The sequence below is a fragment of the Thomasclavelia ramosa DSM 1402 genome (genome assembly GCF_014131695.1).
GTDB classification, from domain to species: Bacteria; Bacillota_I; Bacilli_A; order Erysipelotrichales; family Coprobacillaceae; genus Thomasclavelia; species Thomasclavelia ramosa.
This window is the reverse complement of record NZ_CP036346.1, coordinates 817140-841626: the sequence shown is the minus strand read 5'-3', so window position 1 is coordinate 841626 and position 24487 is coordinate 817140. Positions and strand designations below refer to the sequence as shown.

Sequence of the window (24487 nt, the reverse complement as noted above, 5' to 3'; positions counted from 1 at the left end):
CGTTGTGCTTAGTCAGTTTTCTAACTAAACAGTAATAAATGAAGATATTTTTTATTTATTTAAAATAACCAACTCACTTATTCGTGTTATGAATTATTATTTTTAACCAATTTACATCCCGCACTAGTTCCAATTCTTGTAGCTCCTGCAGCTACAACTTTTTCCATGTCTTCAATTGTCCGCACTCCACCAGATGCCTTTACTTCTAAATCATCTCCAACAGTTTGTTTCATCAAAGAAACAGCTTCAGGTGTAGCCCCTCTTGTTGAAAAACCAGTCGATGTTTTAACAAATGTTGCTTGAGCTTCCTTAGCTAATTTACATACTGTAACAATTTCTTCATCGGTAAGAAGACAGGTTTCAATAATCACTTTTACACATTTACCCGCAGCAGCATCAACAACTGCCTTAATGTCATTAAAGACTAGATCGGTATTCCCATCTTTTAGTGCTCCAATGTTAATAACCATATCAATTTCATCAGCACCATTAGCAATAGCATCCTTTGTTTCAAACGCTTTAACGGCACTTGTATTAGCTCCTAAAGGAAATCCAATCACAGTACATACTTTAACATCACTATCAGCTAGAGCTTGAGCGCAATAAGCTACCCAGGTTGGATTAACACATACTGAAGCAAAGTTATACTCTTTTGCTTCATCAATAATTTTAGCAACCATTGCTTTAGTTGCATCAGCTTTTAATACAGTGTGGTCAATCATTTTATTATAATTCATCTTCATCTTCTCCTTTATAATATATTCTTTCAAGTGCCTCTTTAACAATTTGGCTATCACCAGGATAATCTACTTGTCCTACATCGAGTGAAATGAACTTTTCATGTCCCTTACCAAGAATCAAAATGATGTCATCTTTACAAGCTATCTCGATTGCCTGTTCAATTGCAATTTGACGTGACTCGATAATTACACTATTAATATCGACAATTTCTTTTTGAATCGTTTTACAAATTTCATAAACATCTTCACCACGATCATCCAATTGTGTCAAAATAACATGATCTAAGTATCGATTCGCTAATTGCCCAAGTTCCTTACGTAATTTGTAATTACGCTTCCCAGGAGCCCCTAAAACCGCAATAATTCGCCCATGCCCTTGTCGAACTCCATCAACATATTCAAAAATAGCTTCATAATTACTAATGTGTTGACAATAATCAATAATAACTGCAAACTGTTGTTCTGTTTGAATCAGTTCCATTCGCCCTTCGATCGGTTTTACATTTTCAACTGCATCAATGACCATCTTATCATCACATCCCATAGCAATCAACACACCGGTTAAAGCCAAGACATTATAAATATTGAACATTGCGATTACTGGGGAATTAACATGAAAAGTATTTCCTTTAAATGAAATATCAAACTCACTATGATCTAAATGTAATTGAATATTTTTAGCCATAATATCACTTTCAATTTCAATTCCGTAAGTCAAAATGCGTCCTTGGGTATTATTTTTTAAAGTCATAAAATTTAAATCATCACTATTTAAAATCGCCCATCCCGTCGGTTTAATCATTTCAAATAATTTTTGTTTAGCTAAAACATATTGTTCCTTTGTTCCATGGAAATCTAAATGTTCAGCCCCAATATTAGTCATTACAGCAATATTAAAATTAATCCCGTCAACACGTCCTAAAGCCAAACCATGACTTGATGCCTCCATTGCAACAACTTTGACCCCAGCTCTATTCATTTCAAACAATTTTCGTTGCAAATACAGAGCTTCTGGAGTGGTATAAGGACATTCCTCTTTACGGCCATTATATTCTAATGAAATCGTTCCTATATATCCACTACTACAATATTTTGCCATAGCATCTTTAATCATTGAAGCAACTACCGTCTTACCACTGCTGCCAGTAACTCCGATAATTTTCATTTTATTACTTGGACAATCATAAAAAAGATTTGAAACACGATTAAGTTCTACTAAAGTATTCTCAACCCGAAAATAAATAATCTTATCATGGTAATAATTAAGATCTTTGGAATGAACGATTACTTTTGCACCCTGAAAAACAGCATCTTCAACATAACGATGTCCATCAACACTTAAACCTTCAATGCAAAAGAAAATCGAATAAGGTTTTACATATCTTGAATCACTATGAATTGAATAGATTTTCATATCGTTGTCAGTATCAAACAATTCATTTAAGCGTTTCATTAAACAACCCTTCCTTCCAAAATTTCATCATATTTATCAATTTTGATCGTTACGATCTCACCAATTAAATTATCAGCTGTTTTAACTTTAACTTTTAAATAATCACCAGCATGACCAATTAAATATTCTCCATCTCTTTTTTCAAATAAAACTTTTAAAGTTTTTCCAATCTGTTTTAAAGCAAACTCATGATTTAGCTCTTTCGATAACTGCAATAAACGATTAGCTCGTTCATGCTTAATTTGATCATTTACCTGATCTTTCATTTTAGCTGCTGGCGTATTTTTTCGTGGTGAATATGGAAAAACATGTAATTCACTATAATTAACTTGTTTAATAAAGTTATATGTTTCTTCAAACTCCTCGTCCGTTTCTCCAGGAAAACCAACTATTACATCTGTCGTAAAAGCAATATTTGGTAAATAACTGCGAATCTTATTAATTTTTTCTAAATATTCAGCTGTTGTATATTTACGATTCATCCGCTTCAAAGTAGCATCACTTCCAGCTTGTAAAGGAACATGTAAATGATCTACGATAATCTCATTTGAGCCGATTAAATCAATAATTTCATCACTAATTTGACTTGTTTCAATCGATGAGATTCTTAATCGCTTTAAGCCTTTGATCTTCACTAAATCTACTAGCAGTTCATAAAAACTATAGTCATCTAGATCCTCACCATAACCAGCTGTATGAATTCCAGTTAAGACAATTTCAACATATCCATTGTCAACTAGCTTTTGGGCTTGGTTTAACACACTTTCTTTTTGTCTTGAACGCACTCTTCCTCTAGCATAAGGAATAATACAATAAGTACAAAAATTATTACATCCATCTTGAATTTTTAAAAATGCCCGTGTATTTTTAAATCGATCAATATTTAGATCTTCAAACTTCCTTAGATTCATTACATTATCAACTTTAATGACCATTTCTCCAGTTCCCAAATGCTCATCAACATATTTGACTATATCACTACGGTATTGAGTTCCAAGAACAACACCAACACCTTCGATTTTTTCAATTTCCTCCGGGGCTGTCTGACTATAACACCCAACTACACAAATAGTCGCTTTAGGGTTCTTACGAATTGCCTTGCGAATCATTTGACGTGATTTACTATCACCCGTATTTGTAACTGTACAAGTATTGATAACATAAACATCAGCAACTTGTTTAAAGTCAACTTCTTGATATCCTGCTTCATTAAAAATCTTCAACATTGCGTTGGATTCATATGTATTTACTTTACATCCTAATGTATGAAATGCTACTGTCTTCATTTACTCACCTTTTTTAATTTCTTTATTAATTTTTTGTAGGTCTTATCACCAACAAATTTATTCTCATATAAAAACTCTAATATTTCTTCATCATCCTGACTATTAGCTAATTTAACCATTGCTTCCTTAATCAAATTAAGATTAGGATATTCTTTTGTATATCGATCAATTAAATTAATTTCATTTGCAATACGATAATTTTGTCCATTAAATTGATATACCGTTTTAAAATCATCATGATAAAAATAATAACTTTCATCATCTTGACCAACCAGCTGCAACGATGAAAATTGTGAATTGTATGGTTGTATTCCATATAATTCAATAACTTTATCTATTGTTTTAGCATAACTATTTAAATAAACTTGATGTTGTTTTAGTGTTACTAATTGATAATCATTAGCATAATATCTGTTTATAAACGGTTCTAAATAAGGAATATAAATTATTTCTCCACTTTGATGATCTTGAAAACTTGGGAAATTATTAATTATCTTTTCTTCATCATGATTAAACATTTTTCTTTTTTCTTCATAATTCACATATTCAAAAATATCATAATTAGCTGCCATAAATTTATTATAACACTCATCAATCGCTATTTTTGTCCTAATTCCATTTAAAATAACTTCATATGTAAATAAATCTTCCGGTGTCTTTAGTTTATAATTAAAGCCTTCTCCTGCCAGCTCTTTATTACCACCAGTCACAAAATTATATAATCCTGTCTTATTTAATTTTATTTCATAACGATATTTATTTAATAAATCCAATATACTCATTATCCAATCTCCCTAGCATAACCAATTACACTTAAAAAATATAATGGAGCTGTTTCACTTCTCAAAATTCTTTTTCCTAGTGAACAAGCTTTAATTCCTAATTTATTCATCATCTCAATTTCATCAAGTTCAAAGCCGCCTTCACTTCCAACTACAATAGTAATTTTATCACCTGAAGATAATTGGTCTAATGTTTGTTTTAGCACCATATGTTCACCTTGTTTAGCAAGTTCTTCAAAAGCTACTAGATTATGATCACCTAAATATTGATCAAGCTGTTCTAGTTTGATTACATTAGTAATTTCTGGAATAAAATTACGCCATGACTGTTCTGCAGCCTCTTTTAATATTTTTCGATAACGAGTGATTTTTTTAGCAAACTTTTGCTCATCCATCTTTACTACACAACGCTTTGTTTGAATTGGAACAATACGCTTGACACCAAGTTCTGTAGCTTTTTGTAATACTAATTCAAATTTATCCCCTTTGGGTAGAGCATAAACTAAAGTTATCTCGACATCTAATTCATTATTTTCTTCAAGCCGCTTATCAATTTTAACTAAACCTATCTCAATATCTTCAATTACGCCATAATATACTTGTCCAGCATTATCTATACAGATAATTTCATCACCATTTATATTTCGCATTACCTTTTTAACATGATGCAAATCATCATCCGGTAAAATTAGTTGTTGTTTACTTGTTAAATCTTCATTTATAAAATATCGTTGCATAATAGACCTCCGCTAACATTCTAACACGAATTATCGACAGAGAAAAGCAATAAACGACATCACTTTTTTTACTTTTTTCTTCTATTTTTATCAGTATTAATTTAGTAAATTAAAAAGTTGATTTCCATAAGCAAAATGTAGTGAACTGAATAAGTTGGACCACAACTTATTCAGTTCACTACAAATATCACCTTTTTTAAATTATTATTGTCCCCTATTACAATTTCACAACTTGTTAAAACTCGATAGTCACTCGCTACCTATTCACGTAACTCTGGAATTATTTGTGGTTTGGCATTTTTACCAGTTATTTCTGTTTCTTTAGCAGAAATTTTTATCATTGCATTCTTTTCCGTCATAAATGATGACCTACTGTTTCATTCGTTACTTTAGATAATAATTTAACTGTCTGAGTGTGGAGTTACCCTTTGCCATCTAATGATATCACAGCTCTCTTATCACTCCCTCCCAATAAAAAAACCAAATATAATTTTGCCTAAAAACACAAAAATATATCTGGTCTTACCTCCTCAAAGCAACAATCCTTCTATGGTATAAATATAACACGGAAATGAATATTATCAATATTTTTAGTGAAACCATTAATAAAAATATAATCCAATTTCAGTAAAATTTCAAATTAATTTTCCAAATTTTTCTACGATTTTATCCAAAAAATTATTTCCATAATCATAAAACTTTTGATGTTTGTAAGTTCTTTTAGAAAAAGACTTACCATACTCATGATTTAAACAATAACCAAAATATATTACACTAGAAATTAAATAAATTGAAATCAGCATGATTACTAAGCTGGCAAGCGGCCCATACAAAGCATTATATCGTGTATAATGATTGACAATATAGAAAAAGAATACTCCAATTAAAACAATGCATGCACTAGTAAAAGCAGCTCCAATCAAGCCATATGATAATGGTTTTTTTTCAAATGATAAATATCGATAAAAACAGTAAAATACAATAAATAAACCAGCCAACATAACAATTGTGCTGTTAATTGGTACTAAATAATTAAATAATGTTAATCCTACTAAACCAATTACTAACAAAACAAAAACTACGATAGCTTTAATTCGCACTAAAATCGCATAAGTATCAAAACCTTCATCAGTCATTGAAATCAACATAAAAGAATAAAAGGCATTACTCGCTAAATAAATAGAAAATCCCATTGAAATAATCAATGATACAAATGTTGTATATTCTTGTGACATTACATACTCAACAAAAGGTGCTAAAATTGTTTCAGGAACATAATCATATAGTAAATTAATTAAATTAGGCGCACTTAAAATATCCGTTTGAAAAACCTTTAAAAAAATAATCAGTGCCGGCAATAAAGCTAACAAAACACAAAAACTTAACGAATAACGAAACAAGTTTCCCTGGGGCGAAATAAATTTCATTACAACTCTTTGAAATCTTTCCATAATCCACCATCCCTCTTTATTGTTAACTATATCACAAAAATGCATACAAAAAAATAGTTAAAGGTGTTCAAAGAACACCTTTAACTTATTGAATCGCTAATTTAAAATCATCATCAAAGTCAACTAATACATGACTTCCATTTTTAATATCACCTTTAATCATTTCACGAGCAACCAATGTTTCGATTCGTGACTGAATAAAACGTTTTAGTGGTCGTGCACCAAATGTTACATCATAACCTTGTTCACTAATTACAGCTTTAGCTCTATCACTTACTGTAATAGTGATCTTTTTATCACTTAAACGATCAGATAGTTGTTTAATAAATTTATCAATAATTTTATTAACAACCGCTTGATCTAATGAGTTAAAATAAACAATCTCATCAATACGATTTAAGAATTCTGGTTTGAAATGTGCTTTCAATTCATTATCAACCGCTGCTCTTGTATCACTATTATTACCTTCTAATAAGTAATTTGAACCGATATTTGAAGTCATAATGATAATCGTATTTTTAAAGCTGACTAGATTTCCTTTAGAGTCAGTAATTCGACCATCATCTAACACTTGCAACAAGATATTAAATACTTCGGGATGTGCTTTTTCAATTTCATCCAATAAAACAATACTATAAGGATGACGACGCACAGCTTCTGTTAATTGTCCACCTTCTTCATATCCAACATATCCTGGTGGCGCTCCGACTAAACGAGAAACACTGAATTTTTCCATGTATTCTGACATATCAATTCTAACTATATTTCGCTCTGTATCAAATAATTGCTCAGCTAATGACTTAGCTACTTCTGTTTTACCAACTCCAGTTGGACCTAAGAATAGGAAACTTCCAATTGGACGATTTTCATCATTGATTCCTGCTCTTGATCTTAAAATTGCATCACTAACTTTTTCAATTGCTTCATCTTGACCGATTACCCGTACCTTTAACGCAGTATCTAACTTTAATAATTTTTCACGTTCAGATTCCATTAATTTATTCATTGGAATTCCTGTCCAGCGAGCAATTACTTCGCTAACTGTATCTACAGTGACCTTTTCTTGTAATAAGTCATCTTCTTTTTTAGAAGCTTCAAATTCTTTAATTTCTTTTTCGATTTGTGGTAATGTTTGATATTTGATTCTTGATGCTTCTTCCAAATTACCCTCTGTCTGATATTTATCCGTTAAAGCTTCTAATCTTACTTTTTGGTCTTTTAATTCTTTAATATGATCCAATGATTTCTTTTCTTCTTGCCATTTGTCAGTTAAACCTTTTACTTGTTCGTCTAAAGAAGCAATCCGACTTTTAATCTCATTTAAACGTTTTTCATTATCTTCATTTTTGTCTTCTTTTTCAATTGAAATTCGTTCCATTTCTAATCGATTTTTCTCACGTGTTATAACATCTAACTCTTCTGGTAATGAATCTATTTCCATACGAATAGAAGCACAAGCTTCATCGATTAGATCAATTGCTTTATCAGGTAAGAAACGGTCAGTTATATATCGTTGTGACATATTAACAGCACCAATAATTGCACTATCAGTAATTTGTACTCCATGATGTGATTCAAATGAATCTTTCAAACCACGAAGAATGGCAATTGTATCATCTTGATCTGGTTCATCAACTTGAACTTTTTGGAAACGTCTTTCAAGGGCAGCATCTTTTTCAATATACATCCGATATTCATCTAATGTTGTTGCTCCAATACAATGCAACTCACCACGAGCCAACATTGGCTTTAATAAGTTTGCAGCATCCATTGCCCCATCAGTTTTACCAGCACCAACTAATTGGTGGATTTCATCGATAAATAAGATAATATCTCCTTCAGCCTTCTTAATTTCATTTAAAACGGCTTTCAATCTTTCTTCAAATTCACCACGATATTTAGCTCCTGCAACTAGTGCTCCTAGATCTAATTCATATAGTGTTTTATTTTGCAGAGAAACTGGCACGTCATTTTTAAAGATACGCCAAGCTAATCCTTCAACTATTGCTGTTTTACCCACACCAGGTTCACCAATTAAAATTGGGTTATTTTTTGTTTTTCGTGATAAGATCTGAATCACACGACGAATTTCTTCATCTCGCCCAATAACTGGATCAAGTTTTCCATCGGCAACATCTTTTGTTAAATCACGTCCATATTTTTCCAATACTTCGTATTGGTTTTCAGGATTTTGATTATCGACCATATTTCCACCTCGCATTTCATCAATAATTTTCTTTACGTTTTTCTTATTTAAATTATAACCATTTAATATTTCTTTTAACCAGCTACTATTTAATTCAAATAATGCCATAATTAAATGTTCTACACTTAGATATTCATCTTTAAAATTATGCATTTGCTTATCCGCTAAACTAAGCAGTTGATTCAAATCATATGAGATTCGAATACTATTTATATCCACATTACTTACAATCGGCTTACCTTGCAACCTTACGTTCAATTTATTTTGTAGATCGGCAATATTGACATTTGCCTTACTTAAGACTCGATATAATATACCTGCATTGTCTTCCAGCAAAGCTAATAGAAAATGCTCTACATCAACTACTTGATGACCCATTTCACTAGCCATTGTTATTGCTTTTTGAATTGCTTCTTGCATCTTGGCAGTCCATTTTTCAATATTCATGTCTATCACTCCTTTAGCACTCTATATCCCTAAGTGCTAATTATATTATACATCTCTTTTTAGCACTGTCAAGGTTAAAGTGCTAAAAAATTAAAATATTTATTTTTAAATCTACTTCTGTCTAGATGTAAAAAACTAGGGTTTGTCACCCTAGTTTAATCTAATATCCAATTATTATTTACCAAAATATCTGTTTAACAATCCTTCAAACGCTTTTCCATGACGTGCTTCATCACGTGCCATTTCATGCACTGTATCATGAATTGCATCTAAGTTTAATGCTTTAGCTTTCTTAGCTAATTCTGTTTTACCCATAGTTGCTCCATTTTCAGCTTCAACACGCATCTCTAGGTTCTTTTTTGTTGAATCAGTTACTACTTCTCCTAATAATTCTGCAAATTTTGCTGCATGTTCAGCTTCTTCATAAGCTGCTTTTTCCCAATATAATCCAATTTCTGGATATCCTTCACGATGTGCAACTCTTGCCATTGCTAAATACATTCCTACTTCTGAGCATTCTCCTTCAAAGTTTGCTCTTAATTCTTTTTTGATCTCTTCATCTACGTCTTTAGCAACACCTACAACGTGTTCTGCTGCCCAAGTCATTTCACCTGTTTGTTCAACGAACTTGTCAGCCCCAACTTTACATACTGGACATTGTTCTGGAGCTGCATCTCCTTCATAAACATATCCACATACAGAACATACAAATTTAGCCATTATAATTATCTCCTTTTTATATTATTTATTTCATCATCACCTATAATTAACAGTAATGATTACTGATATTAATATATCATATTTTAATTTTTTGTCAATATATATACTCACCTAAATAGAAAAAAAGCTGAATTTTTATTCAGCCTTCTTCTAAAAGAGAGAGAGAAATATATCGCTATTAACAATTTTCTTTTTTACGGTATAGCCATAATCCAGCAATACTTAACATTCCTAATACTAAGAATGATCCAATAACTACATCGTCACCAGTTTTTGAACTAGTTGTTGTATCTGATGCAGTGTTTCCATTAATTATACCATCTTCATTAGGGGTAACTGATGGTTTTATTTCTAATGCATCAATTGCTGCTTGCAACTTAGCCTGTAGTTTATCTACATCAGTTTGTAGCATTTCTGAACTATCTTTTAACTCTACTTTGATAGTTTTAATAATATCCAATAATTTATTATAAGATTCTTCAGTATATCTATTAGCATCAAGTGCTTCAGCAGTTTCTAATAAAATATTAAGATCTGTTAAATCTCCTCGTTCTACAAGTTTTTCAGCAGCAGCTTTCAAAGTTTTTGTTAATTCAGCTATATCTTCACTGCTGTTTTCATCATTTAAAGCATCTTTAACTTCTGTTAGTACTTTAACAAATTCTTTCCATGTAGAAGCAGTATAATTATTTTCTTTATAACTATCAATTAATCCATTTATAGCATTAATTTCATCAGCAGTTGCTTTTAAAACCAATGCCGCACGTGTTTCTTGTAATGCTGTTAAAGCATCTTCCAATTGTTTAACTGTCGCATCATCACTGGCAATTAGGTCATGTGCCACCTTTAATGCATCTACAAATGGTGTTGCAGTAGATGTTAGATATTTACTAGTATCTAAATTATCCAACTCATTTGTATCTATATAATTTTGTAATACTTCTTTACTCACTGAAACTTTTGTAATTAAGTTTGATTTAGCTACTTGTAATATGTTGACCATATCAGCAACTTCTTTAACGCTCAATTCTTCTTCACCTTTAGCTAATAAAGTATTAGCCTCATTAACTTTATCTTGTAATGCCTCCCATGTTGAATCAGTATAATCATCAGCAACTAATGCACCAATTTTATTTAATTCATCTTTAATTAATTGGACATTACCACGAGTAACTAAATTAGTATAAGCAATTTGTAATTCACTATATGCTTTGATTATTAATTTCTTATCTCCTGAAGCAGTTGATAAAACTTCATTTGCCTGATTCAATTTGCTAACATACTTAGCATAAGAAGACGCAGTATAATTATTTTCATCAACATTTAATGAGTTAACATATTTTTGTAATGCTTCTAATTCTGGTAAAAATTCATCATCATTTAATCTTACAATTTCAGAAATTGTTGGGATATTATTTGCTTCCCATACAATCTTCAATTCATAAGTCATATCAAATGGTAAATATATCTCATTTAGTGATTTGCTTAAAGTGCCTACTTGTACCCACTGTTTTTCTTCACCAACCATTACTAAAGCCATTACCTTAGCATTACTTACTGTCCCTTTTTGAACGATATTTATTTTCTTAACATCTAAATTATCAGAAAGTGTATATGTAATATACCCTGCATCAGTAGTATTTGGTTTATATGCTGTAGTTAAATCACCGTCAAACATATTTTGTGGTACAAATCCTTGTACTTCCACTGCATTTGATTCAAAAGTAGGATCATTTGATACCGGAACATACTCACCATCATTAATTACAATTTCATTGAATAAAACTGCACGATTATTATTTGTTGCTGTCATTAAAATTTTTAAATAACGAGCCTTAACATTATCAGCAGTCCCTTCAACCAATACCTTATTAGGATAAGTACTTGATGCTTTATAACCTGCATCAGAATTTATACAAGTAACAGAGGCATCATTTTTATTTTCTACTCCATCACCAATTGTTATAACCTTTGTCCAATTTTCTAAATCATTAGAAATAAGAATATCAGCATCCCGAATATAATTTACTGCAGAATCTTGGCAGAACATTTGAATTTTAGAAATATTTCTTTCTTGTCCTAAATCATAAATAATGTATTGTCCTTTTTGTGGCAGATCTGCAAATTCTGTTGTTGTATCAATATTACCATCAAAAGCCGCACCATTATTACGACTATCTTCTGCTACTCCCCATGAACTATTAATTCCCATTGTTGTTTCATATAATGAAGGAGCGTATAATTCATTTGAATGTACTTCAAATCTATTAAGATCAAAAGTAATGGCAGAATCAGTATTATTAATTATTCTTACATAACGAGCATCAGGTAATTCACTAGTTTTAGTTTTTACAGTAGTCCACTCAAGTGCATTTTTAGATGTTTCTATAGTCAAATTATCTTTATTCATATCAACAACAATTTCACTAATATCTTTAATTCTTAATAAATCAACACCAATATATTGACCTTGAGTTAATGTGATTACCTCATCATACATCAATTTAGTTAAATCTTCTTTACTTTCTGTTATCAATCTATATTCTGTATTTGTGTATACATTTGTATCATCATAATCTTTAATAGGATCAAATTGAGCAACATCAAATTCTGAGAAAATTACCCAAGAATTTTTCTGTTCATTATTTACTAAACGAACATATCTTGCCTCTACTCCACGTAAATTCTCATCAATAACATCTTTGCCGTTAGTAACACCTTCATATGATTTATATGTTGTCCAATCTTGACCATCAGTAGAGTATTGTAAACTGTATTTAAGCCACTTGTCACCCGCATTACGATCTCCACCAATAACAGCATGAACTTTTCCTATCTGAATTGTTTTTCCAAAATCCCAACCAATAAAATCACCAACGCGGCTAGTATCACCAGGCTTAGTATTAAAATCTAAAGCTGTAGTGTTATCTCCATCCGTTAGATTTGACTCTGTTCCTTTGTAGACTTCCCATGTATCAGTATACATAAATGTCTTTTCTATAGCTGCAGGATTGCTTACACTAAAATCATAAACTTTCCACCAAAAACCAGCACTATCATTTTGTAAATTTAATTCTAAATTTCTAATTCTAACTGCTTTAACCGTTAAGTTTAATGCTGAAACATCCTCATTAACTGCTGCTTGACCATCATATTTTGCAATTTCTTGCCAATTTTTACCATCAATTGTATATTCAAGCGCATATTTTGTAATTTTATCAGTTTTACTATCTTGAACAAAATTAATTGTTCCTAATTTTTTAGGATTTTTGAATGTTAAAATCAATGAGGCATCAATAGGTATATAATCTTTAATTGTGCCACCTTTATACGGATCTTCAGCAAAGTGAGCAAATGTAGAGTTATCTCCATCTGTTACTTTTGCAAGAGTACCGCCTTGTAATGACAATTTATCTATAGATAATGTTCCCATATCATTATCTACAATAGGTTCATCTGTTGGATTTACAACAATATCACGAATTCCTAACCAAGTATTAGATTTCGCTTCTGTGGCAATCATTCTAATTCCTTTTACATTTTGTAATTCTAAATCTTCTAAAACAACTTCATTTGGTAGATTATAAATAGTTCCATCCAAATCTTTCCATTCTTTGCCATCATTAGTAAATTGCACTTTAGATTTTGCAAAAGTATCTTTAGAATTACTATTTGTACCTAATCTAAATATCACTTTATCTACATCAATAGCTTTTGTGTAACTAACACCAACATATGTACCTTCATTTATAGAATTTGGATTTTTATAAACAATTTCCGTATTGGCTTTATTATCAAAAACATTTGAAATAGCTCCAGTAGGTGTATCATCACGATTTGTAATAAATTTTGTTACCTGTTTTGATGGATCAATAATTGATGATGCAACATCAGATAAGTATTGTTCCATTGTTTTTATAAACGGTACAATATGTTGTACCCCTACTTCCGCATATTCATCATGATCAACATAATGGAAATTATGTGTTTTTGATCTTTCAAAAGCAGCTTGACCTTGAGCATACAAGTCCCAAATTTGGTCATTTTCAGCACCATCTTGCACTGCTTTGACACCATTAATTAAAGCAATCGCTGCCTCAGTAGTATCATCCCAGCAATCTAACCAATAAATTATTTGATCTTTTATACGAGTGTCACCTGCTTCATTACGATAAGTTTTTGCAGCTGTTTGTAATTTTGTGAACTCGTTAATTAAATCGGTAAATAAATCATCACTGATTGTATTACCACTATTTAAAGCAGTTTTAAATTGATTCAAACGATCTTTTAATTCTACTGACTCTTGTAATGGCGTTACACGACTATCCATATTTTGATTTATCATATGTTTTGATAGTTCTTTTAAGGCATCCGAAGCAGCTGTTACTTCTGCGCTATTATGATCAACATATTTAAATGAATCTTCCCAAATTTCATCTGCTTCTTCACTAGTTTCCCAAATATTCCATGAATAACATGCATTTCCAAAAATTGCCACTTTACTTGGTTCAGATTGTTGCATTGGATTTAGAACAATACCTTGGATCTTATTTGGATCAACCCCCGGATGTAAGAATGTACTATATCCACCCATAATCAAGTGCTTTTTAGAATTATCAGTACAAGGCCAATTGATCCACATATATGGTCCACGACCTACATTATTAGTAAAAGTTGTTGTAAAATTATTTGAAACTTCACCCCAAACACGTCCACCAGTCATAACAATTTGAACGTTTTCTGGGAAATTCGTATAGTAACCTTGGCCATTACCCATATATTCTTGAGTACAAAATGGTAATGTTAATTTTAAATCTGGATATGTTTTTTGCATTTCCTTGATCCATGCAGTCATATCTTTCAAAGTTTTAATGTAGTTATCTCCACCAACATTTCCAGCATCATCAGCAAGAATTGCAATTTGACGAACACCTGCTTCAATTACTTGAGCAAATTTAGCCTGCATTACTTTTAAATCAGCTTGATAATTTTCTTCACTGTTATATCTAATTGCATTATTCATATACGGATGCAATGCAAAAACAAAACGACATTTTGATTCATTACCAGCTTGTGCTAACGGTTTTATTTTTGTTTCAATTTCTTCATCACTGTATAATTCACGCCATTTAGAATTATGTTTAGGGTCATCTTTTGGAGCATAAAAATATGAATTTAATTTATAATATCCTCCCCATTTCATCAATTCAGAGCGATCTTCTGTTGACCAAGGGTTTCCATAATATCCTTCAATGAATCCTCGACTAGCTACATCAGCGTAATCTTCCATTACAAAGTTACGGATTGAATAACTATCCATCTGGTTAAAGATATGATATAAACTAGTGATTCCATAAAATGCAGCATCAGTATCTTTACCTAATACAGTAATTGTCCCATTATCTGAGGCTAATAAATATGAATCTAATTTATCATATAATCCACTTGTTTTTAATGTGTAATTTTTAGATACATGTTTATCAACGTATCCATCTGATCCTTTAATACCTACTAAGATATTAGTTTGATCTTCTTTAATTTCATTTGAGATAGTAGCATTTATCTTCTTGATTGCCAATACCTCATTCATTCTAGCTTTAGTATATTCATCAATACCATCTTCATATACAATATTAATATTTTGATGAATAACGTAATCACCACTTTGATATTCCATCAAATGTGGTTTAGGATAAATTTCATAATCTGACTCAGCAGCACTAACTTGTGTTGGCCATGCACTAAAACAACCGAAAACCATTAGTACTGCCAAAAACATAGACATCAGTTTATGAGTATTTTTTTTAATTTTTCTCATTATCTCCTTTTCCTTTCCCGTATAGTTAATATCGAGTCCCATTCCCAAAAATTATCAATATTAGTTATACATTATATAAATAAATCAATACAGATTTTAAACAAAAATAAAGACCAAATATAATTATGCTAAAAAACATAATACATATTTGGTCTTGCCTGCTTAGAGTAACAATCCGTATTTACAAGTAAATATTAGCAAAATATTTAGTAAACGTCAAGCGCTTCCATTATAATTTTGCGTTCTTTTTTATATGTATACATAAATAAGTTTGCTCGTCTGGTGATAATTCATAATCATAACGATCACGAATTAATTTAACAATCCGATTAATACACAGAGACAATCGTAAATCTTCTTTCAACATTTCCCGGATATCCGCTGTAGTATCTTGCAATTCATCAATTTCATCCCTAAAAATTCTTTCCGCTAAATACTTTAAATGAGTTGAAATTCGCGCATAACCTAGAGAATCCTCCTCTAAGTCAACTTTCATTGATAATTTAATCACATTTAGTACTTCTTTTGTCAAAGTAACAATTTTCGTTGCATTATTTGCCTTATTATCGAGTGAAAAGTTTACTAAATGTAAAGCAATATAACCTGCTTCGTCGTCATCTAACCGTATCCCCGTTTTTTCTTCTATATAATCAAGTGCCCATAAACCAACTTTATATTCTTTTTTATATAATACTTTTGTTTCACTCAAAACAACATTAGGAAGATAAATCTCTTCCTTTTTTCTTTTTACTGCAAATGAAATATGATCACTTATCGCTAAAAATATTTCACCACTAAAATCTGTATCTAATTCCTTATTAGCTTGATTAACAATTTTATTAGTTATTTCAAAATATATAGCAGGTACTGTTTCAATCGATTGCTCAAATCGTTTCTGCTGATCATCTTTAAAAAAATATGTCTTTTCAATCCTGCTTTCGTCAACTTCATCACCAATTCTCTTTTGAAAACCGATCCCCGAACCAGTTAAAATTATATCACCTAACTCATCTGATATTGCTGCAACACTATTATTATTAAAAACCTTGAGTATCTTCAATGTTATTGCCTCCATCCATTTACATTAATATGTCATTCATGGCATCGACAATAAATTGTACTTCGGTGCCTATGATAATTTGTAAATTATTTTTTCCAATTTTTATAATTCCTGTTGCTCCAGTAGCTAATATAGCTTGTTCATCAACTAAATCAGGATTACCTAATTCCACACGTAATCGTGTAATACAGCTATCTGCAAACTGCACATTATTTCGCCCCCCCAAAGCTTCTATCAAAACAATTGCAATCTCATCATAGTCTTGATTTTCTAATGTAATATTGTATTCCTCTTCCTCAATTTCAATTATATCTTCATCAGTCTCCCGACCAGGTGTCATTAAATTATAACGAACTATCATAAATCTAAAAATGCAATAATATATAAAAGCACAAATCAATCCAAGTGGAATCAGCATAAATATATCGTTAGAGAACGGGGCTTTAATACTCAAAATATAATCAATCAATCCTGCCGAAAAGCCAAAGCCCGCAAGCCATTTAAATACCGCAGCCACAAATAGCATTATTCCTGTTAATAGAGCATGAATAAAATATAATACTGGTGCAACAAACATAAAAGAGAACTCCAATGGTTCTGTAACCCCAGTAACAAATGAAGCAAAAGCAGCAGACAATAAAATCGTTCCAACTTGTTTTTTTCGTTCAGGTCTAGCACTTTGGTAAATAGCGATTGCAGCTGCTGGTAATCCAAACATCATTACTGGAAAAAAACCAGCCTGATACATACCAGTTACTCCTTTAATGCCTCCAGACACTGTTCCCCAAAATTTGCCAATATCATTAATTCCTGCCACATCAAACCAAAAGACAGAATTGAGTGCATGATGTAATCCAGTAGGAATTAATAATCGATTAAAAAATCCATATAATCCAGCTCCAACTGGTCCTAATTTCGAAATCATTTCTCCAAATGATACAAAACATTCATAAAAAAACGGCCAAACAATTAGTAATAATAAAGAAATAACTAGCATTGAAGCAGTCGATATTATTGGGACAAAACGCTTTCCACCAAAAAAAGATAACGCATCAGGTAACTTTACTTTCGAAAACTTTTTATAATTATATGCCACTACAAGACCTGAAATTATTCCAACAAATGCATTTGCAGAATTTTCAAAAGCAGCAGAAACTTCTGCTTCGGGAATTCCTTTTATCAATGCTACAGCCGGTGGTGAAAGCAGCCTAGAAACAATCATATAAGAAACAACCGCACTTAGAGCTACCGTTAACTCTCGTTCCTGAGACATTCCAATAGCAATTCCTACAGCAAATAAAATTGGTAAATTATCAATAATCGCTCCCCCAGATTCAATCAAAAAAGCAGCAATAGCATTATTACTTCCCCATCCTGTTGGGTCGATCCAATAACCAATTCCCTTTAATAATGCAGCAATTGGCATCACTGATACAGGCAACATCAATGATTTTCCCAATCTTTGCATGTATTTCATCATTCCCATCCCCCCAATCAATATAGGATTTAACTGTACCTTTCCATTCAATATATTTATGTTTCTAAACACATTGATTATTAGTAAATTAATGTGTTTTTTTTGTCCGAACGAAAATGTACTATTTTTCGTGCAGAATAATATATCCAAACCTATTGTATCACTAAAGCGCTTACTTTGTGTTAAAAAAAATACAACGAACTAAGTTCGCACTATGTAAGAAATTATACCTTTTATTATCAAATCATGTCAATAGATATATCTGTGGCTATATACATTAAATCATAACTACATATTATCATTTTATAAAATAATTGGTATAATATAAGAATATTTAAAGATATTCTTGACATATAATTATTTAGTCGATATTATAAATATAACGATGTTACTATTAAATTAGGCATTAGTGATTATTTTTTGATATCACTAATGCCTTTTTCTATATTTAAAAGGAGATAATGAATGAATTTTTTTACTAGACTATTAAAAAATAAAAAAAATACAGTATGTGCTCCTGCCTGTGGCAAAGTTATTCGTCTGGAAAATATCCCCGACAAAGCATTTGCTAACAAAATGGTCGGTGATGGTCTTGCAATTGAAATTACCGATAATAAACTTGTTGCACCATGTGAGGGAATAATTAGTGTTATTGCTAATACTAAACACGCATTTGTTATGACCCTTCCTAATGGTCTTCATTTACTAGTACATATTGGTATCAATAGAGCAAAGCCAGATGCTAATAATTTTCAGTATCATGTAAAAGCCGGTGACTATGTTTCTTTAGGAGCAGATATTGTTACACTAAGCGATAATTTATTAAAAGTCCTAAATAATAAGGTTATTACCCCTATTATTGTTTGCAACTATGAATCTCACCCTATTAAAACATTTACTACTGCTTCATCTGTTGAAACTGGTAAAACCATTTTTACTTATAAATGATTGAGTCTAAATTAAATGAAGCCCCTTATTTGGATAACCAAATAAGGGGCCTCATTTCAAAAATTAGGCTCGTTTTTTTATTTACAGTATAAAAAGCGAAATTTAAATTTCGCTTTTTAACATCTATTAAATTATTCCTCTTTTTTTCTTAACAGCCAGTATATACCAACAATAGCAACAACGCCTAATCCTGTTACATAGGCAAAAATATTTACATCATCACCTGTTTTCGCAGAATCACTAGCAGGAAGTTCGTTTGGAGTCGGTGTTGGTATTGGGGCTACTGTTGCTTTTTCTTCTAATTTAGCAACCGCTGTTTCAAAATTGTTTTTAGCCTCAATAAATTCTTTAGCAGAAATATCACTTAAGTTATCAAGCATAGCTTTTAAAACATTATATGCCTCTTGATATATTTTAGCAGAACTTTCAGTGTATTTGCTTAAATCCACTAATGTAATACTGTTAATATATTCTTTTACTTCATCAGCTTTAGCACGAACTACAAGAGCTTTAAGTGCATTATCAAGTGCTTTGATACTAGCATCAATTTCTTCAGCAGTTCCATTTTCTAATCTTGCAGTTGCTTCAGCAATTGCATCAGCTAATCCTTTGTAACTGCTAGTTGTATATAATTCTTGATTAACTTTATTAGCTGTATCTAAAATATCTTTTAGATCACCAACAACTACTAATTTTTCTTTAGCAGCAGCTAATTCACTAATAGCTTTCGCAAATTCATCAGGGTGTACAGGAGTGCTTTGATTATCTATAATCAACTGTTCAACTTTTGCCTTAGCTTCTAGATACATTTTCCATGAGTTGATTGTGTAAAGTTTTTCTGGATTTGTAACCGAAGCTACAAAATCATTTTCTCCTTCAATTGTAATAATTGCTTCTTCTTGATTTGAAGGATTAAATACTAAATTAGTATTTGCTAGATCATAATTAGCAATTAATTTATCAACATCTGCAACTGAAGTATTATCACCATTAGCAATTGACTTATTAATTGCCTCAATAGCTTTACTATATGCTAACCATGAAGGCGCAGTGTAATTATTTTGATCAGTATGTGCATTAGCGATAATTATTTCCAATTTACTTAAATCACCTTTTAATACTTTATTTTCAATTGCCTTGTTAATTGCTCTAACGGCATTATCAACAGTTGTTTGTGAAGCATACTCACTTTCAAGTACTTGCTTACCTGCATTATAAGCATCTCCATATGTTGCAGCTGCTGCAGCTGTCCATGAAGATAAATCTTCCTTGTTATCAATTAAAGCTTTAAGCGCATCAACATTAAGTGTAGTGACCTCAGATTTGTATGTTGATAATTCTGTAATATTAGGAATCACATCACCCCACTCAACCTTAATATCTAATAAGATTGTATTTTCAGGTAAAACAAATTCATTAATTGCTTGTGATAATGTTCCTAAAGTTACCCATTGTTCTGCACTTGCATTTGTAAATAATCTTGCTTTAACAACTGCATTAGAAATTACAGCACTATTTTGAATAATTTTAATTGTGTTTACTTGGTTATTAGATGATAAACTATAGTTCACATAACCATTAGCATCTTTAGGAATAAACATTGTTGAAATATCCCCATCAACCATATAACTAAATAATCCATCTCTTGTTTCTTGACTACTAGATGTGAAGGTTGGATTGTTTTGTGAAGGTATAAATTCCCCATTATTTATTTCTAATTCTTGGAATCTAACCCATTTATCAGCTCCAACTTTAGTTCTAGTAATTTCAAATTTTAAATAACGAGCTTGCAGATTTAAACCATCTACTTTTTTTGCATTATATGAAATTTCATGACTTGGTAAAACAAAACCAATTTCATCAGTATTTTCAGCTTCACCTGGGTTATTTTCATTTTGATTACCTAAAAGCATGATTTCTGTCCAAGTTTCACCATCAGTAGAAACTGAGAACTTTCCATGACGTGGATAATCCCATTCGCTATCAGTACATATAGCTTTAAATGAATTTAAAGTTATTTCTTGACCTAAATCATATGTGAAATACTTGCCAACATTTTGTGATCCCTGATAAGCAGTAGCCGTAGTAAGATCACCATCAAATACATTCAATGGTTTATCGATTGAAAAATTACTACTTGTAATTGATTTCTCTTTAATCTCAACTGTATTTACAATAAATTTATTAAGATCAAAAGTTACTTCAGCCTCATTATTATTAATAATACGAACATAACGAGCATCAGCACTTACATTACCAGCATTTACGTTTTGCCACTCATAACTATTTTTAGAAACTTGAATGGTCAAACTATCATTTGTTAATTCACTAACAATATCTTTTAATTCATGAATTCGATCTAGTTTTAAACCTACATAATCACCATTAGCTAAAGTAATCCCTTTAGCTGGCGTGATTTTAGCACTTTCATCTAAATAATCAGCAGTTAAACTCTTATATTCACTAACATTAGTAAATACTTTACCATTATGATATACCTTAGCTGCTACATCAAATTCACGCATAGCAATCCAAGTGTTTTGATTAACCTTATTAACCAATCGGACATATTGAGCAGTAATATTTTGATCTGACAAATCAGTCACAATATTAATTGTATTTTTATATGTTTCAACTGTTGTCCAAGTTTTACCATCTAATGAATATTGTAAATCAGCATCTTTAAAATAATCACCATCGCTATCAGTGTTACCTTGAAGAATATTAATCTTACCTAAAGTAATTGGTTTAGATAATTTAACCCCTACATAATCACCTGGAATAGTTGTATTTGCAGGTTCCCCTTTTTGTCTAACATTATAATGTACTTTAGTAGTTAAATCACCATCAATAAGATTAGCATCACTACCACCATAAATACTCCATCCATCCGTAGTACGGATCACTTCTTTAGTAAATTGTTCCTCTTCTGCCGGTTGTGTAACAACAGTAAATTCACGCATTGCCGGCCATTTGTTTCCGCCACCAACTTCGCTACATACATAACGTACGGCAACAACATCTTCAATTTCAATATTAGTAACATCTACTTGTGATGCATATTCACCATATACTTCTTTATTTAAATCTTTAAAAGTTGTTCCATCAGTAGAATATTGTAATTTTGCATAACCAAAAGTATCTTCTTTTTTATCACTATTATTAGCACCATTTAAAATATGAACACCATAAATAGTCGTTGGTTTACTTAGATCCACTTGGAAATATTGACCAGCTTTTTCATATCCATTATGCCATGCTGCAGTATCATTATTACCATCAACAATATCAGCTATTTTACCTGAATGCCAAGTAGTAAAGCTTGATGAAGCACTAATTTCTAATGGTTGTTCTGTTTCTCCACTAGCAATATAGTCATTAATTGGTCCTGAAAGTTTATCTTGTAAAGCTTTTGCCAAAGGAATCAAATGTGTTGATCCAGGACTAACTTTAGCTGTTCCATTTAATAATTTACGGATATGATTTTGACTATTAATTAATTCTGATGATGCATTTGAGAATTGATTAAAAGCTGTAACCATATCATTTTCTTCAATTGCAATTGCTGATTCTGTAAAATGTTTAATTGCTGTCGTTAAATCTTTTAAAGAACCGGTAAAAGATAATAATTCTTTTTTCAGGTTTTCATTTTTACTATTTGCATGGAAACCATCACAAGCATCAATAATCACATTCATTTCTGCAATTAATTGTTTTCCACTTTCAATAATTGAATCACCATTAGCTAACTTAGTTTTAAACTCATTAATTAATGGTTGTAATTCTTCAGATTCAGCTAAAACTAAGCCATGACCATTAGGTTGAGGATTAGACATATGCTTAGCTAATGTATGTAATTCCTCACTTGCCTCTTGATCAATATATTTAAATGAATCAGCCCAACTTTGATCATCATTAAAGCTTTTAACATTCCATGCATAATCAGCTACCGCAAAAATAGCCACTTTAGAAGCTTCAGCTTCTTGCATTGGATTAGTTACTACCCCACTTAAATCATCAATATTAATATCAGTGTGTAATAAACTTCCTTTCCCCATCATTAAACGTGAACCGTTAATATCATTGACAGGCCAGTTCAACCAGAACAGTGGACTTCTTCTTTCGTCAGCCCCTTCTGGTAATCTGTTTCTTTTAAAATGATCTAATGTTTTTTGTTCAACTGGTTGACACACTGCTTCACCAGTCCAGAAAATTTTCACATCTTCAGGGAATCCAGCATCATAATCACTTAATTCAGAATAATCCCCTTGCCATGAATGATTATATCCTGCTGGACAGAAAACAGAATCATAAACATCTCCTTTTTCTTTTGCCCAAGCTGATACACTATTCATCATTTTAATTACAACACTACGGTCTAGGCTACCAACATCATCACCAAGAACACCAAATTGGCGTACCCCAGCATCGTACAATTGATCAAACTTTTTAAGTAATGAAGCAATTTCTTCATCTACTTTAGATGCATTGAAACCACCCATAAATGGATGGGCTGTCCATACAAATCTACATTTAGAATCATTTCCTACTTGAACCATTTCCTTAATGGCTGCGAGTTCCTCTTCAGGATATAATTCACGCCATAAATTTTTATGATATGGATCATCTTTAGGTGCAAATACATAAGAAGTCATTTTGAAATCACCACCGAATTTCATTAATGACATTCTATCTTCATTTGACCAAGGAATCCCATAGTACCCTTCGATAAAACCACGAATATCGGTATCAGCATAATCTTTAATTACAAAGTTACGGATTGTTGATCCATCCATTTGATTAAAAATATGTTTTAATGAGGTAATTCCATAAAATGCCCCATCAGTATCTTTTCCTAAAATAACAATTTCACCATTATTTGAAGCAACAAAATGCGCCCCAAATTTACTAAATAGACTCTCTTCAACGCTATAGTTGGATTTAACATAGCCATCAACATACCCTCCAGATTTATATGTACCAACTAAAATATTTGTTTTTCCGTCTACTTTCTGCTTAGATGTGCTAATTTGTTTATTTTTTGACTCTAATACTTCAGTCATTCTCTTTTTAGTAGCAGCATCAATTCCATCTTCATATACCACATTAACTTGTGAACGAATAACATAATCCTTATCTTGATAAGTAATTTCATGTGGTGTTGGATAAATTTCATAATTTGTTTCTTTAGCTTCTACTTTTATATTTGGTGACATAAAAAATAGTGTACTAAATACAACCAACATTGCTAATGAAGATTTTAAAGCTTTGTCCCAAAATCTTGCCATCTTTTTCCTCCCTAAGATTTAGTCAAATGGATTAGAAAAATAAAAGACCGATATACAGAAAATAATCTGTACAT

13 protein-coding genes are annotated in these 24487 nt (G+C 31.3%); 1 reads left to right on the top strand and 12 read right to left on the bottom strand.

Annotated features, from left to right (window positions below; genetic code table 11):
• Positions 1–86: 86 nt before the first annotated feature.
• The 11 genes from deoC to nagE form a co-directional block, all read right to left on the bottom strand.
• A complete protein-coding gene (deoC, locus tag EYR00_RS04000; protein ID WP_008792059.1) occupies positions 87–737 on the bottom strand; it encodes a deoxyribose-phosphate aldolase in 651 nt (216 codons plus the stop codon).
• Positions 727–2193 (bottom strand): UDP-N-acetylmuramoyl-L-alanyl-D-glutamate--2,6-diaminopimelate ligase, encoded by a 1467-nt coding sequence (locus tag EYR00_RS03995; RefSeq protein ID WP_003534863.1) that lies wholly within the window; start codon positions 2191–2193, stop codon positions 727–729. The genes deoC and EYR00_RS03995 overlap by 11 nt, the downstream gene beginning before the upstream one ends.
• A complete protein-coding gene (gene mtaB, locus EYR00_RS03990; RefSeq protein ID WP_003534865.1) occupies positions 2193–3479 on the bottom strand; it encodes a tRNA (N(6)-L-threonylcarbamoyladenosine(37)-C(2))-methylthiotransferase MtaB in 1287 nt (428 codons plus the stop codon). The genes EYR00_RS03995 and mtaB overlap by 1 nt, the downstream gene beginning before the upstream one ends.
• Positions 3476–4261, bottom strand: coding sequence for a hypothetical protein (locus tag EYR00_RS03985; protein WP_003534867.1), 786 nt, complete (start codon positions 4259–4261; stop codon positions 3476–3478). Before EYR00_RS03985 ends, mtaB begins: the two co-directional genes overlap by 4 nt.
• Positions 4261–4998, bottom strand: coding sequence for a 16S rRNA (uracil(1498)-N(3))-methyltransferase (locus EYR00_RS03980; RefSeq protein WP_003534869.1), 738 nt, complete (start codon positions 4996–4998; stop codon positions 4261–4263). The genes EYR00_RS03985 and EYR00_RS03980 overlap by 1 nt, the downstream gene beginning before the upstream one ends.
• Positions 4999–5633: 635 nt before the next feature.
• Positions 5634–6449 (bottom strand): YihY/virulence factor BrkB family protein, encoded by an 816-nt coding sequence (locus tag EYR00_RS03975; RefSeq protein ID WP_008792063.1) that lies wholly within the window; start codon positions 6447–6449, stop codon positions 5634–5636.
• A gap of 85 nt (positions 6450–6534) precedes the next feature.
• A complete protein-coding gene (gene clpB, locus EYR00_RS03970) occupies positions 6535–9102 on the bottom strand; it encodes an ATP-dependent chaperone ClpB (RefSeq protein WP_003534873.1) in 2568 nt (855 codons plus the stop codon).
• 174 nt (positions 9103–9276) lie between these two features.
• Positions 9277–9822, bottom strand: coding sequence for a rubredoxin-like domain-containing protein (locus EYR00_RS03965; RefSeq protein ID WP_008792065.1), 546 nt, complete (start codon positions 9820–9822; stop codon positions 9277–9279).
• A 178-nt stretch (positions 9823–10000) separates the two neighbouring features.
• The gene (locus EYR00_RS03960) at positions 10001–15682 is read right to left on the bottom strand and encodes a beta-N-acetylglucosaminidase domain-containing protein (protein WP_003538432.1); all 5682 of its coding nucleotides are present in this window, start codon (positions 15680–15682) and stop codon (positions 10001–10003) included.
• Between the two features lie 187 nt (positions 15683–15869).
• Complete coding sequence (locus EYR00_RS03955) at positions 15870–16700, bottom strand: PRD domain-containing protein (RefSeq protein WP_008792067.1); 831 nt, start codon at positions 16698–16700, stop codon at positions 15870–15872.
• A gap of 19 nt (positions 16701–16719) precedes the next feature.
• Positions 16720–18180, bottom strand: a complete 1461-nt coding sequence (gene nagE / locus EYR00_RS03950) for an N-acetylglucosamine-specific PTS transporter subunit IIBC (protein WP_008792068.1) — start codon at positions 18178–18180, stop codon at positions 16720–16722.
• Between the two features lie 462 nt (positions 18181–18642).
• Between nagE and EYR00_RS03945 the strand changes: the two genes are divergently transcribed.
• Positions 18643–19125, top strand: a complete 483-nt coding sequence (locus tag EYR00_RS03945; protein ID WP_003538437.1) for a PTS sugar transporter subunit IIA — start codon at positions 18643–18645, stop codon at positions 19123–19125.
• Between the two features lie 131 nt (positions 19126–19256).
• Here EYR00_RS03945 and EYR00_RS03940 read toward each other — a convergent pair whose 3' ends face one another.
• The gene (locus EYR00_RS03940; protein ID WP_003538439.1) at positions 19257–24413 is read right to left on the bottom strand and encodes a beta-N-acetylglucosaminidase domain-containing protein; all 5157 of its coding nucleotides are present in this window, start codon (positions 24411–24413) and stop codon (positions 19257–19259) included.
• Positions 24414–24487 lie beyond the last annotated feature (74 nt).